Annotated in this window: 14 protein-coding genes; 7 read left to right on the forward strand and 7 right to left on the reverse strand. The window is 38.6% G+C overall.

From position 1 onward, the window contains the following. Positions 1 to 65: 65 nt before the first annotated feature. From K8089_RS14105 to K8089_RS14120, 4 genes are all read right to left on the reverse strand, one after another. Entirely contained in the window at positions 66 to 3,260 is a 3,195-nt protein-coding gene (locus tag K8089_RS14105; protein WP_237603946.1) for an efflux RND transporter permease subunit, read from the reverse strand. Positions 3,261 to 3,265: 5 nt separating this feature from the next. Next, complete coding sequence (locus K8089_RS14110; protein WP_237603947.1) at positions 3,266 to 4,342, reverse strand: efflux RND transporter periplasmic adaptor subunit; 1,077 nt, start codon at positions 4,340 to 4,342, stop codon at positions 3,266 to 3,268. A 123-nt stretch (positions 4,343 to 4,465) separates the two neighbouring features. Continuing rightward, positions 4,466 to 5,770, reverse strand: coding sequence for a TolC family protein (locus K8089_RS14115; protein ID WP_237603948.1), 1,305 nt, complete (start codon positions 5,768 to 5,770; stop codon positions 4,466 to 4,468). 425 nt (positions 5,771 to 6,195) lie between these two features. Beyond that, the gene (locus tag K8089_RS14120) at positions 6,196 to 6,768 is read right to left on the reverse strand and encodes a SprB repeat-containing protein (RefSeq protein WP_237603949.1); all 573 of its coding nucleotides are present in this window, start codon (positions 6,766 to 6,768) and stop codon (positions 6,196 to 6,198) included. 329 nt (positions 6,769 to 7,097) lie between these two features. Between K8089_RS14120 and K8089_RS14125 the strand changes: the two genes are divergently transcribed. Continuing rightward, positions 7,098 to 7,895 carry a response regulator transcription factor gene (locus tag K8089_RS14125; protein ID WP_237603950.1) on the forward strand — a complete coding sequence of 266 codons (798 nt, stop codon included), beginning with the start codon at positions 7,098 to 7,100 and terminating at the stop codon, positions 7,893 to 7,895. Between the two features lie 190 nt (positions 7,896 to 8,085). Here K8089_RS14125 and K8089_RS16540 read toward each other — a convergent pair whose 3' ends face one another. The 3 genes from K8089_RS16540 to K8089_RS14135 are packed head-to-tail and all read right to left on the reverse strand — an operon-like array spanning position 8,086 to position 9,075. Further along, positions 8,086 to 8,280 (reverse strand): cytochrome b/b6 domain-containing protein, encoded by a 195-nt coding sequence (locus K8089_RS16540; protein ID WP_338149261.1) that lies wholly within the window; start codon positions 8,278 to 8,280, stop codon positions 8,086 to 8,088. Continuing rightward, positions 8,249 to 8,653, reverse strand: a complete 405-nt coding sequence (locus K8089_RS14130; protein WP_262913935.1) for a cytochrome b/b6 domain-containing protein — start codon at positions 8,651 to 8,653, stop codon at positions 8,249 to 8,251. The genes K8089_RS16540 and K8089_RS14130 overlap by 32 nt, the downstream gene beginning before the upstream one ends. A 32-nt stretch (positions 8,654 to 8,685) precedes the next feature. Then, positions 8,686 to 9,075, reverse strand: coding sequence for a DUF302 domain-containing protein (locus tag K8089_RS14135; RefSeq protein WP_237603951.1), 390 nt, complete (start codon positions 9,073 to 9,075; stop codon positions 8,686 to 8,688). A 198-nt stretch (positions 9,076 to 9,273) separates the two neighbouring features. Between K8089_RS14135 and K8089_RS14140 the strand changes: the two genes are divergently transcribed. The 6 genes from K8089_RS14140 (at position 9,274) to K8089_RS14165 (ending at position 13,249) form a co-directional block, all read left to right on the forward strand. Then, a complete protein-coding gene (locus K8089_RS14140) occupies positions 9,274 to 9,624 on the forward strand; it encodes a hypothetical protein (RefSeq protein ID WP_237603952.1) in 351 nt (116 codons plus the stop codon). A gap of 110 nt (positions 9,625 to 9,734) precedes the next feature. Continuing rightward, positions 9,735 to 10,133 (forward strand): DoxX family protein, encoded by a 399-nt coding sequence (locus K8089_RS14145; RefSeq protein ID WP_237603953.1) that lies wholly within the window; start codon positions 9,735 to 9,737, stop codon positions 10,131 to 10,133. A 3-nt stretch (positions 10,134 to 10,136) separates the two neighbouring features. Next, a complete protein-coding gene (locus tag K8089_RS14150; protein WP_237603954.1) occupies positions 10,137 to 10,556 on the forward strand; it encodes a DsrE family protein in 420 nt (139 codons plus the stop codon). Positions 10,557 to 10,568: 12 nt separating this feature from the next. Continuing rightward, positions 10,569 to 10,955: a DsrE family protein gene (locus tag K8089_RS14155; protein ID WP_237603955.1), complete on the forward strand. Its 387-nt coding sequence runs from the start codon at positions 10,569 to 10,571 to the stop codon at positions 10,953 to 10,955. Positions 10,956 to 11,039: 84 nt separating this feature from the next. Next, a complete protein-coding gene (locus tag K8089_RS14160; RefSeq protein WP_407932396.1) occupies positions 11,040 to 12,620 on the forward strand; it encodes a bifunctional metallophosphatase/5'-nucleotidase in 1,581 nt (526 codons plus the stop codon). A 32-nt stretch (positions 12,621 to 12,652) separates the two neighbouring features. Beyond that, a complete protein-coding gene (locus K8089_RS14165) occupies positions 12,653 to 13,249 on the forward strand; it encodes a TlpA family protein disulfide reductase (protein ID WP_237603957.1) in 597 nt (198 codons plus the stop codon). Positions 13,250 to 13,365: the final 116 nt, after the last annotated feature.

Here is a 13,365-nt window from a genome sequence, read left to right on the forward strand (position 1 = left end):
ATTATTATTTTTTACTGCAAAATGAGCTTAGATTTATCTCATATCTCACATCTAAAATCTCACATCTATTTATGGTTTTTCCGTTCAATCATATAATAAACCAGCGGCACTACAAGCAACGTAAGCACGGTAGAAACAATAGTTCCGCCCATTAACGAAATTGCAAGACCTTGAAAAATTGGATCGAATAGAATTACGAAAGCCCCAATTACAACCGTTCCAGCGGTTAATAAAATTGGCGTTGTTCGCACCGCTCCCGCTTCTATCACGGCTTGTTTTAACGGTACGCCGTCTGCGGTTCGCAGGTTTACGAAATCTATTAGCAGCACCGAGTTTCGCACCATAATTCCTGCCAAGGCAATCATCCCAATAAAGGAAGTTGCTGTAAAAAACGCACCCATAATCCAGTGTCCCAGTACAATTCCTATCAACGATAATGGTATTGCAACCATCATTACAATTGGAGCTTTAAAGTTTTGGAACCAACCCACGATTAAAATGTAGATTATGATAATTACCCCTAAAAAAGCAATCCCCAAATCGCGAAATACTTCCAAAGTAATCTGCCATTCGCCATCCCATTTTACGGTAAAATCGTCTTCGTATTTAGGTTGCTGCAAATACAATTCATCCATCTCGTAACCTGCGGGTAAATTAATTTCGTTTAGCTTATCCGTCATACCTAAAATAGCGTAAACAGGGCTTTCGAGTTCTCCAGCCATATCGGCAAGCACATACACTACGCGCTTTTGGTTTTTTCTGAAGATGCTTTTCGCACGAATACTTTCTTCAATATTTACCAAATCGCCCACAGAAACCATATTGCCTTGTTTAGAAACAATTTGCAGTTGTGAAATATCCTGAATTGTAGATTTTTCCTTTTCATCTAAAGCGAGTAAAATCCCAACTTGGTTCGTTGCGTTTTCATCATATAAATTCGTTACTGGCTTATCTGAAAGCGCTGTATTCATTGTATAAACAATCTGTTGTGGCGCCACGCCGTAACGCATGGCTTTTTCTTTGTTTATAACAAATTCGTATTCCTTTTGGTCTGCTTCTACCATCCAATCTACGTCTACAACATCTTGGGTTTCGTTTAAAATGTTTTCAACTTCTTTGGCAACCGCAATCTGCTGATCGTAATCGGGGCCGTAAACCTCAGCTACAATGGTTGAAAGCACAGGCGGTCCCGGCGGAACTTCAACAATCTTTACATTCGCACCAAACTTTTGTCCAATCTCTTGAATCTTTGGACGCAGCAGTTTTGCGATATCGTGACTTTGAAGACTTCTCTCGTCTTTACTCACCAAATTCACTTGAATATCGGCCATATTGCTACCGCCACGTAAATCGTAATGCCGTACCAAGCCGTTAAAAGTAATAGGTGCCGAAGTACCAACGTAGTTTTGATAATTCACCACCAAAGGCTGCGTGGAAAGGTATTGCCCAATTTCGCGAGCAACTACTGCGGTGCGTTCTAAAGTTGTTCCTTCGGGCATATCTATCACCACTTGCATTTCGTTTTTATTATCGAAAGGCAGCATTTTCACGGCAACAGATTTGGTAAAAAACATCATTACCGAGCCTAAAAGCATCAACACAGTTATTCCCAAAAACAACCAACGTGTTTTTTTATTTTCAATTAAAGGCGTTTCCAGCTTGGAATAGATTCTGTAAATCAGGGTGCTTTCCAAAGGTTTTTCTAGCTTCGGAGTCTTTCCTTTCTTCTCCTTTTCACGAAGAAAAATATAGCCCAAATATGGTGTAATTGTAAGTGCTACAAACAACGACAGTATCATCGCAATAGAAGCGCCAATAGGCATTGGCGACATATACGGACCCATCAACCCGGAGACAAACGCCATTGGCAAGACAGAAGCAATTACCGTAAACGTTGCCAAAATAGTTGGGTTTCCTACTTCGTTTATTGCGTAAATTGCGGCTTGCTTAAACGGCAGACGCTTCATCTTAAAATGCCTATGCATATTTTCAGCAATAATAATCGAGTCATCTACCACAATACCGGTTACAAACACCAAAGCGAAAAGGGTAATTCTATTTAAAGTATAATCGAGTAGATAGTAGCTTAAAAGCGTTAATGCAAACGTAATTGGCACCGAAAGAAAAACCACCAAACCACCACGCCAGCCCATTGCGAGCATAACAATTAAGGTTACAGCAAAGATAGCTCCCAAAAGGTGCATCAACAACTCGGAAACCTTTTGTGAAGCGGTTTCCCCGTAGTTTCTCGTAATTTCTACGTGAACATCATCGGGGATTAAGTTGCTTCGCAAATGATCTACTTTATCAATAATCACATCGGCAATTTTCATCGCATCGGAACCTTTTCTTTTTGCTACTGAAATGGTTACCGCAGGATATTCAGCAGGATATTTTGAAGCATTATCTCCTGCTCCACCAAAACCGAAGGAAACATAATTTCTCGGAATTTCCGGGCCGTCAAAGATTGCTGCAATCTGCTTTAAATACACCGGTTGATTTTGCTGCACGCCAACCACTAAGTTTTCAACATCGGTAGCCGATTTCAAGAAATTTCCTGTAGAAACAATAAACTCTGAATCGTTTTTATCAAAGCTGCCCGAAGTTAATTGCTGGTTGTTTGCCTTTATCATTTCAGAAACACCCAAAAAGTCCAAACCACTTGCAGCCAGTTTATCTTTGTCTAAAACTACGCGCAGTTGTCTGTTTCTTCCTCCAATTTTATCTGTGAGTGAAACTTCGCCAACTTTTTCAATTTCCTGTGTAAGCTCATCTGCCAGTTGTTTTAGTTGAAAATCGTCGTAATTTTCGCTCCAAAGTGTAATTCCCAACATGGGTACATCGTCAATGGCACGTGGTTTTACAAGCGGCATGGTTACACCCGGAGGCATTTGGTCCATATGCTTGTTCATTTCGTTGTATAGTTTTACGAATGAACGCTCAATATCTTCACCCACATAAAACTGCACGCTCACCATTGCGCCGTCATTAAACGAAGTAGAGTACACATTTTCCACCCCCGGAATATTCGACGCGAGTTTTTCCAAAGGCTTTACAACCCGCGACTCTACTTCGGTTGGGGATGCGCCGGGATAACCCACAAATATGTCGGCCATTGCCACATCAATTTGCGGTTCTTCTTCGCGCGGTATTAAAAACGAGCTCCACACACCTACGACCATAAACACGATCATCAACAGCACTGTAAGCTTTGAACCTATAAATAACTTGGCAATTTTGCCTGCTAATCCGTCCTTCATCTCTATTATTTAATAGTTATTTTGGCGCCGTTGTAAAGTTTTCCTTCAGAAGAAATAATATAATTTTCATCTGCCGACAAACCTGAAAGCACTTCTACATTATCGCCGAAAGTACGCCCTACTCGCAACCAGCGAAGTATTGCGGTATTGCTTTGGCTCACCGTGTAAATTCCTGTTAATTGTCCGCGTTTTACTAAGGCTTCTTCTGGCACCAAAACTGTGGTTACAGCTGTCTTTTTTTCTATTGGGAACTGCACCGTCGCATACATTCCCGAAAGAATGCTGGCATCGGTTTTATCTAAAACTACTTTCACCAAAAACTGGCCTCCTGTATTACTTGCTGAAGAACTTACTTCCCTAACGGTTCCCGGAAGGATTTTATCTGAAGATTTCACAATCACTTGTACGTCACTGCCCGATTTAATTTTTGAAATTTCACTTTCGGGCACTGAAGCAGTAACCTCAAAATTACCGGGTCCTTCAACCGAAATTAACGGCACACCCGGATTTGCCATATCGCCAGCTTCAATAAATTTATTGGTTATAACCCCCTTAAACGGAGCGCGAAGATTTACATACGCAAATTGCGACTGCACTTCATTTTTCATCTGTTTTGCCCCTTCCAATCTGGCTTTTGCCATTTCGTAACGCGCGCGTTGATCGTCCAATTCCTTTTGACTTGCACTGTTATCGGCAAATAGATTTTGAAAGCGTTGGTAATCTTTTTCGGCATTGTTAAACGCGGCTTGGGCTTCAGTAATTCCGGCAGATGTCTGCGCTTGTTTTGCAGAAAGATCAGCATTGTTGATGCTTACCAAAAGTTGCCCTTTGGATACTTTGTCACCCACATTTACGTGAACTTTATCTACAAAGCCCATCATTCGGGTGCTTAGCGTGGCGCTGTTTGCGGCTTCAATTTTTCCGCTTGCGGTTAAAAACGGCGAGTTGTTTTCCGCAGCAACGGAACTTACCGTAACGGCTACCGCTGGGGAGTTATCTACTTTTTTTTCTTCGGAAGAATTGCCACAGCTGGTCAAGCTTAGCACTGCTGTGAAAAAGAAGCTTGTATATAGTAATTTCATATTGAATGTTTTAAATCTTGTTTGGTTCTATTTTTAGTTTCGTTTTCAAAAGGGGTTCGACTGCCCTTCGGCTCCGCTCAGGACAGGCTGCTCACCCTGACATTTTTGTTTTCGATTTCGATTTCAATTCTTTGTTAAGAATTGTAGGTATGCCAAAGCGTAATTATGCTGAAAAACAGTGTTGAAATATTCTAATTGCTTTTGTGAAAACTGGGTTTCAGCCATTAACAAATCGGTTGTTTTTTCTAAGCCTTCGGTGAATCTGTTTGTGCGAATTCTGAGCGCTTCTTTTGATTGTTCGAGCGCTAATTCGGTTAATTTCAAATTGTTTTGTGCGTCTTGAAACATGCGTTTCGCTTTGTTCAATTCTAATTGGCTTTCAGATTTGTACTGATCTAGCGCTATCGTGGCTTTATTGAATTCGGCTATGCTTTTTTGGGTTTTTCCGAAGCGTTTTGAACCTTCAAAAAGATTCCACGTTAAGGCTGCGCCGAATAAATAGCCGTTGGCATCTGCTTGAAAAATTTGATCGTCATAAAGTTCGTAGCTTCCAAAAGCGTTTAGCCGTGGCAAAAACGTCATTTTATCTGCTTTGTAGTTTTGTTTGTAGGCTTCGGTTGCAAATTCCATTGCTTGAATATCGGCGCGGGAAGCTGAAACCTTTTCAGTTACAATCAATTCTGAAGCAACCATTAGTGAATCTGTTGGTTTTAATACGCCAGACACATCTTCATTCATAAGCACCGCAAGATATTCCGAAGCATTTATCACGTTGCTTTTTGCGTATTGCAATTGGTTTTCTACTTCGGTAACGCGCACTTTCACTGCCAACACGTCGCTCTGTTGCAAATAGCCTTGCTTAAAACTATTGTTTGCCAAACGCAGATTTTCTTTTGCTGCTTTTAGCGCAGTTTCCAAAACGGTTACACTTTTATAAGCTAGTTGCAATTGCATAAAGGCCTTTTCGGTTTCCAAAACCATATAATCGCCCGTACGTTCCAATTGCAGTTGCGTTGCGTTCCACTTGGCCTTGGCGGCCTTTCTTTGGAATATTCCGTCAACATTTATAAGGGGTTGCTGGACTTCAATCTTAGTAGCAAACATATTTATCTGCGAAGGGTTGTTCAACTTATTCGGATCAAAATCTGCTTGTGCTACAATTTCCTGATTCAGTTTAAAACCAAAAGCCATCAACGGATTGGTTGTAGCCATTCCGGTATGCGAAGCGGTAATATTCGGAAGAAAAACCGCATTGGTTTGGTTGTAATCTCCTTTTGCAGCAAGGACCTGTTGCTCCCCTATTTTTAGCTGATTGTTTTGTGTGCTAACCTTTTCCAAAACTTCAGCTTTGGAAATTGGGATTGTTTCTTGCGCAAAAAATAGCGTTGGCAAGAGACCGAGAATTATAAAAAATTTGGTATTTTTCATTTTTCAATTAAATTTAATGCAAACATACGGTAACAAATAAATTTGGTCAGTAACTTATGTTACCAAAGAAAAAGCACCCTTCGTGGGTGCTTTTTACTAACCAAATAAATCTGCATTCTTTAGGAACGAACCAACCAAGAAACGCTTCTAAACTCTTTTATAGCTTTCACCAATAGTTTGCTGCCATATTGAATATAGCGAATAATTGAAATTATAGATGCTGAGTCTAGTCGAGCGCAGTCGAGACCTCAAAACCTCTCGACTGCGCTCGAGGTGACAATCTATAAATCGAGAGGAAGGTTTCTGTGCTTAAAAAGAAGACACTGAATAAAGCTATAGCCAATTTCGTATAACTCTATGCGTAGTGGCACTCCAATATTTATAAGTGAGGTTCTAAGGAATCCCGTTGTGATATAGTTAATTGTTTAAATCCTTTCGTATTCCTCATTGGCAATTTTAATCCGATCCTGTCCTAAAATAATAACAGGTTCTTCCTCACCATTAAAATAATTCAGAATAAGATCGGTGCCATTGTAATAAACTGTACCCTCCCCAGTCTCGACAGTCTCGGTCTCGGTATCGGGCAAGTCCTCCTCAATTTCACAGTTAGCATTATATGTTATTTGGGTATCCACAGTGATATCTGTAATGCTATAATTAAAAAGACTATCATATTCTCCCGGTCCAAATTCATAACTCCCGTACATGGAGGTTTTACTTACTACTATTTCAGGACATTCGGTACTGTGGTGCTCTTTGTATTGTCCTACCGGTACTCCATCAAAGGTCACCATTTCCCAAACACCCACGATATTATATACCCCTTCTAACCACTGTTCCCTAGTAACTGTACACCCTTTTGCGTCTGTTACGGTTACCTCAACGGTACCTGGCCAACCCACATACACCGGTCCTTCAGTGCCATCGCTCCACACGTATTCATAGGGTGGAGTGCCATCCGTAACAGAAACCGTGATTACATTTTCATCTACTGTCATGGATTCAATACGAGGACCATTATGTTCACAGGAATTTTCAGGGTCTGTTGATTCATCAGTTGAATCAGAACACCCCCCTAAAGTTATGGTGGCACACATACATACTATAAAAAATTTAATCGGGTTCATGGTTTACTGGTTTTTATTTTATTGACATTAGTTTATGATATGCGAGGCAGGAACAAGGCCACTTCGCAATATTACTTCACAGTCGCAAAATAAAATTTTTGACAATGGCAGTCAATACCGCATATGGGGTATAATTTTAATTTATATCATTATTTTTTTAAATTGAGCCCCTATTATCACGCATTACCAAAATATCTACTATGCCCCAAGATTACGAAGGAGTTGTAACCATTTGGAAACAAAAGTATTCCGACAAAATATCAAGCTATACCCCCTATAAGGTTACCCAGCAATTTGAACGCTTTGCCAAACTCTTTGCCCCTGGCGATTCTTACTTCTATATATTAAACTTCCACGACTTGAGCCTGGATTACATTTCAGAGAGTGTGGAGCGTATTGTGGATATTGCGCACAGTGAGGTTTCAATTAGCGACCTGCTCGCACCGGCCTTGCCCGAGGAATTGAAAAAATTGGAAAGAAAAGAAATTCTAATTGACCATTTTTTTAATACCTATTTGTCAATGGAGGAATTAACTTCCTACAAAGCTGTACACTGCTACAGAATAAAGGACAAAAATGATAACCTACGAACTATGTTACTGCAGACCATGGTACTCACCCAAGACGATATGGGAAATATACAGCACGTGCTTACTATACATTCAGACGTATCGCATCTAAAAATAATGAGTACAGACAATGTATCCTTTATCCATTTAAACAATGGAACTTCTTACTATAACTTAAATCCCAATAAACCCTTTAAAGCACAAATTACAAATCCAACCGAAACCTTGTTATACGATGCGCTCACCAAACGGGAACGAGAGGTTGTAAATTATCTGGCCAAAGGCTACAATGCCGATAATATTGCAGAGCAATTATTTCTTTCCATCCACACTGTACGTACACATAAAAAAAACATTTTGCGGAAAACAAAATGCTCCAATGTAGCGGAATTGGTAGCGCAATGTTTAATGAGCGGCCACATCCTGTAAACAAATAATATTGTTTTAGATATTCCTGATACGGATTTGAATCTGATTCCCTGTCAAGTCGTGAGCATACCCTTGTCTGGTCGAGCGCAGTCGAGACCTCAAGACCTCTCGACAGCGCTTGAGGTGACTAATTATAAATCACTTATTTTTACGCACTAGAAATAACATAGAACTTATATTTTCATTTTAATCAGTCATTAGAACCGCGCACTATCCTTGAAATTATTCCTTTATCATTTGTGAATTCTGCAATTAGCAGTCCCGCAATATGAATAATGATAAATGCTACCAAGTAATAAACGCCAAGTACGTGGATTTCTTCCATTGGCTTCTTTAAATATTTGGGTCCCAATTCAATTATAAGCCCTGTAATTAAAGACACCACAACACATACGTAAAAAACGATATACGCCCATTTCTGGAATTTTTGTTTTATTGACAGGTTTTAGTGGATTTTGAAGTTTCATCGTGCCCAAAAACGGCAGTGTAAATCGTAAGCTGAACAATCCAACCAACACATAACCCATATAAATATGCCAGTCCCACATGGGTTGTCGGATTTTCTTTGCCAAAACTATAAGCTGCTCTTGCGTTAGCATTTGGTCTGTCCCGCTCAAGTATGTTTGAATGATTTCTGCCATGTTGTATTTATTCATCCAGGTTAATCTCAGAAAAATAGTAATCAACAATAGCAAGAAAGTTATTGCAATAGCCCAGTGTAAAACTCGGTAGGTTTTTGAATATTTTACAGTTTTCATAATGATAGATTTAGGCTTAAACCCTGAGGCTTCTAAATACTTTTAATGACCTTAGTCAGCTTTTCCCGGACATCTTTAGCAATATTGGCCAAAGAATTATTTTCCACCGCCATCATTGAAGCCGCGGGATCTACTGCCGAAATTTCAACAACTCCAGCTTCGCGTTCTTGCACAATAACGTTACAGGGCAACATGGTACCAATCTTGTTTTCAGCTTGCAGTGCTTGGTGCGCCATCTGCGGATTGCAAGCACCTAGAATTGTGTAATTATAGAAGTCGGCGTCCAACTTCTTTTTCAAAGTGGCTTTAATGTCTATTTCGGTTAACACACCGAAACCTTCTTCTTTTAAAGCTGCCGTTGTTTTTTCAATAGCATCTTCAAAGCTTGTGTTTTTTAATGTGGTGCTTATATAATATTTCATAGCTTAATTGTTTTAAATGAATAACTTAATTCAAATTTAAGCCTTTAAATTGGATTGTTCTGTAACAAAGATTACACAAGTCGAATCTTATTTGTTTACTTTGGAACGTGAATTACAATCTGTTAATTATTCTTTAATTCCGGTGCTTTGTAACCAATGTTACACTCTTACAATCTTAAATTCTTAAATTTGCTTCTAATGAACGCAAAGAACTTTATAGCCTTTTTTTTAGCGGGTCTTTTTCTGATGAACATAACACTTTCACAATCTGGTGAATTGCTGCAAGTTTTAACGGGAAAAGAGGTTACTGTTGTTCATCCTTTTTGTAAAAAAGCGAAAAGCACTTCAAATAAAACTACTTCTTTTAAAGTAGATAATTTGGCCGCAAACTCCTTCGAAATTTCAGCAATTTGCACAACAATATTCGACTTTAAAACTACTTCTTTTACCTTCGTTGCTGCCGAAGATAATTTTAAGGCTTATGCTTTTGCAGAGCCACTTCACATAAATCTTTTTGCAGAGCGTTTTTACATTCCTCCCCGAGTTTAACTCTCTTCTTCAGTTAATTTATACTTATTGGTGAGTTCACTAGATTTTGAACATTATAAATCCATTCCTCGACCAATAAATTACACATAACTTATTTAAACTTTATAATTATGACTCCAATTATAACGGTGAGCAGGCGTTCTGTTCAACTGCTCCGTATTATGGTGAGCGGAATTTTTTTAGCGGCTGGCTTTAGTCATTTAGTGAATGTTGAAAAAACTGTTCAACGTATTGAAACAGCTAGTTTTAAAGGCTTTGCCCTCTTTTTCGGCAATCTAGAATTGCTGGTAATTCTATCGGGAATTGTTATGCTACTTGCCGGAATTAGCTTTTTAATAGGCTGTAAAACCCGGTGGGCAGCCATAATACTTCTGCTCGTTTTAATACCTATAACAATTACAATTCAAATGGGACAAATTACAAGTTTAGGCCCATTATTTAAAAATATCGCTATTGCCGGCGGTCTTCTATTTTTTATTCTAAACGATATACAAACTTTTAAAAAATAAATTATGAAAACTATTTTTTCAACCCTAATACTAATCTTATTTGTCACCTTCGGAAATATGCAAAATGCAGTTTCACAAACATCCGAAACTCAAAATTATGTGGTGCTAACCAAAAAAGTGCCACAATTAAAACCTATTTTACTCGCAGCCAGAAGCTTGGCAAAAGAAGACGGACAAAACTTTGGCAATTTCGAAATTATTTTCTGCGGAAAAAATATAGGCGATTTAACAAATGCCGAAAATCTTAAGCCTCATATTGAAGCAGCCGAAGCTATTGGCGCCAATATTATCGCCTGCGGATTTTCACTAAAGAAGTTTCAAGTAGATGTCAGTAAACTTCCGAAGGAAATAAAAGTTGTAGACAACGGCATACTACACAATTTACACCTTCAGAAAAAAGGGTATTTAAGCTTAGAACTTTAATATTTAATTACAATGAAAAAATACATTCAAATATTAATAGTGCTACTAAGTTTAAGCGCTACAGCTCAACAGACCGCTAAACCCAAAGACTTTGTGGTACTTACTTCAAAGCTGGAACAGCTAAAACCTATCTTATTAGCGGCAGATAATCTGCCTGATAAAGAAAATTTTCAAATTGTGATGTACGGTCCAAATGCAGCCGATTTACTCAAAACAGAAACCAAAGAATACATTAATTGGGCAACAAATTCTGATGTAAAAATATCGGTTTGTAAAATGTCATTAGACAAATTACAAATAGACCCTAAAACACTTCCGAAGCAAATAGAAGTTGTTGAAAATGCTTTTTTAACCGCCTTTCAGCTTCAAAAGGCAGGATATAAATTATTAAACCTATAAAACCAAAAGATGAAATTTCAAAAAATAATAAAATACACCTTGCCACTAATGGTTGTGGTAGTCCTATTGGCTTGGAAAAATCCAATGATTTTAAATAACTCAAATAGCATAGAAACCAAGCAAGACACTTTAAAAATAACCGTTTTGCAAACAGCCGATATCCACGGACAATTAGATGCGCATCCCGAATTGTTTTGGGAAGACGAAAAAATAGTTTTTAAAGAACGAGGCGGCTTAGCTCATATTAAAACACTTTTTGACAGAGAACGAGCAAAAAACCCCAACCGCACCGTTATTGTAGATGGCGGCGATTTAATTCAAGGAAGTGGTTATGTGGCGTTTTCGGAAGGAGAGGTTATGATCGATCCTATTAAAAATATGAACTACGACCTATTAGTGCCGGGCAATTGGGAGGTAATTTATGGAAAAGAAAAGATGCTTGAAGTTTATAAGAAATTTGATACTCCAACCATTGTTCAAAATATGCAGCACGAAGCTAATAACGAAAACTTGTTTCCTTCGTATTTAGTTAAGGAAATTGAGGGTGTACGTTTAGGGTTTGTTGGTATTAATGACCCGCAAGTTCCTGTTAGGCAAAACCCTATTTTTAGCAAGGGAATTAGCTTTACTGGCATCGACGACAATGTTAAAAAGTTGATCGATCAAATTAAAGTTAAGGAAAATATAGATGTTATGTTTCTAGTTACTCATATTGGTATTTACAAGCAGGTAACCCTTGCCAATAGTCCGATTGCCGAAAACGTAGACTATATATTAGGAAATGATACCCACGAAAGGGTACGGCAACCCATACAAGGAAAATACGCCAAAGTAACCGAACCTGGCGCCTTTGGATCTTTTGTGGGGAAGCTCAACTTGTATTTTGTAAACAATAATTTAGTAAAAGACGATTACGAATTGATAGATGTAGATCCACAAGTGTACCCCGCCGACCCAGAAATTCAGGCGATGGTAGATAAAAATAAGGCTCCATTTAAAGCAAATCTTGAAACTGTTGTAGGCTATACCAACACGCCTTTATACCGTTATTTAACTGTAGAAAACCCGATGGACAACCTTATTACCGATGCTGCCCGCTGGAAAACTGGCGCCGATATTGCCATTAGTAACGGATTTAGATTTGGTAACCCAATTGTTCCTGAAGACGGAAAACCCGCACCGATAACCCGCGCAAACCTTTGGAATTTAATGCCAGTAAATGAAGCTGTAAAAACTGGGAAAGCCAGTGGAAAACAAATAAAAGACTGGCTTGAGCAAGAAATGCACAACGCCTTTGCCCAAAATGCTACTGAACGTTTTGGCGGTTGGTTGGTTCGTTTTTCGGGTATGCAAGTAGAATTTCACAGTCAAAATGAAAAGAACAACCGAATAAAATCCATTAAAATAAATGGAGCGCCGTTAGACGAAGCGCGAATATACACTGTTTCGGCTTGCGAAAGACCCGGCGATCCCGAAGATGTACTTTGTAGAATGCCCAATGTGCAAGATGTTGAAATAAAAGATTATACAATTCACGAAGTAGTTGAAGAATATTTAAACCTACATTCGCCGGTGAGTCCGCAAATGGATAAACGCGCTTACTGCGATTATCTGGGTGAAAAGTCTTTTTCAACCGTACCGGGCACAGACTATATTTTTAAATAATTAATTTACTCCCCGTTTTAAATTATATACAAATGAATAAAAAACATAAAAAAAACCTTATCGAATATGGCTTGTTTGCCGTAGTTGTTCTTGGCTTTTATTTTTCAGGATTACACACTCAAGTTATTGGGTTTGCCCAACGTGGCCTTTTGGCAACCGGCATTATGAACCCCGATGTAGAGCAAATTGAAGAAAACTCAAATCCGAATAAGTTGGCTGCTACAAAAGCCGATTTCAACTTACATTTAATGAATTCAAAAGGCGAACGAGTTTCTATGGAGCAATATCGCGGAAAAGTAATTTTTATTAATTTTTGGGCTACTTGGTGTCCGCCTTGTATAGCCGAAATGCCAAGTATAAATAAAATGTATAACAACATTGATAGAGATAAAATAGAAGTTTTAATGGTTTCTGTAGATCAAAAGTTTGAAAAAGCGGTTAAATACAGAGATAAAAACAATTTTAACTTTGAAGTATACGCCCCGGTTGCTGCAATTCCGGCTATGTATGAAACTAATAGTATCCCTACTACCTATATCATTAATTCCAAAGGAGAACTTATTTTCACCCACCAAGGAATGGCCGATTATAACCGACAAGATTTTAAAGATTTTTTAAAAGAGTTATAATTACTAGCGCGTTTCTGGCACAAAAAGAGGCTGTCTAAAAAGGGCAGCCTTTTTTCATGGTCAATCAGCATAAATTTCGTATCTTCATGCCATGAAAGCAAGCCCTGTATGGAAGA

This window comes from Aequorivita vitellina, assembly GCF_022008365.1.
Taxonomy (GTDB): domain Bacteria; phylum Bacteroidota; class Bacteroidia; order Flavobacteriales; family Flavobacteriaceae; genus Aequorivita; species Aequorivita vitellina.

Coding starts and splice junctions, on each gene's coding strand:
- K8089_RS14105 (WP_237603946.1), bottom strand. CDS start 3,260: ATGAAGGACGGATTAGCAGGCAAAATTGCCAAGTTATTTATAGGTTCA.
- K8089_RS14110 (WP_237603947.1), bottom strand. CDS start 4,342: ATGAAATTACTATATACAAGCTTCTTTTTCACAGCAGTGCTAAGCTTG.
- K8089_RS14115 (WP_237603948.1), bottom strand. CDS start 5,770: ATGAAAAATACCAAATTTTTTATAATTCTCGGTCTCTTGCCAACGCTA.
- K8089_RS14120 (WP_237603949.1), bottom strand. CDS start 6,768: ATGACAGTAGATGAAAATGTAATCACGGTTTCTGTTACGGATGGCACT.
- K8089_RS14125 (WP_237603950.1), top strand. CDS start 7,098: ATGCCCCAAGATTACGAAGGAGTTGTAACCATTTGGAAACAAAAGTAT.
- K8089_RS14130 (WP_262913935.1), bottom strand. CDS start 8,653: ATGAAAACTGTAAAATATTCAAAAACCTACCGAGTTTTACACTGGGCT.
- K8089_RS14135 (WP_237603951.1), bottom strand. CDS start 9,075: ATGAAATATTATATAAGCACCACATTAAAAAACACAAGCTTTGAAGAT.
- K8089_RS14140 (WP_237603952.1), top strand. CDS start 9,274: ATGAACGCAAAGAACTTTATAGCCTTTTTTTTAGCGGGTCTTTTTCTG.
- K8089_RS14145 (WP_237603953.1), top strand. CDS start 9,735: ATGACTCCAATTATAACGGTGAGCAGGCGTTCTGTTCAACTGCTCCGT.
- K8089_RS14150 (WP_237603954.1), top strand. CDS start 10,137: ATGAAAACTATTTTTTCAACCCTAATACTAATCTTATTTGTCACCTTC.
- K8089_RS14155 (WP_237603955.1), top strand. CDS start 10,569: ATGAAAAAATACATTCAAATATTAATAGTGCTACTAAGTTTAAGCGCT.
- K8089_RS14160 (WP_407932396.1), top strand. CDS start 11,040: ATGATTTTAAATAACTCAAATAGCATAGAAACCAAGCAAGACACTTTA.
- K8089_RS14165 (WP_237603957.1), top strand. CDS start 12,653: ATGAATAAAAAACATAAAAAAAACCTTATCGAATATGGCTTGTTTGCC.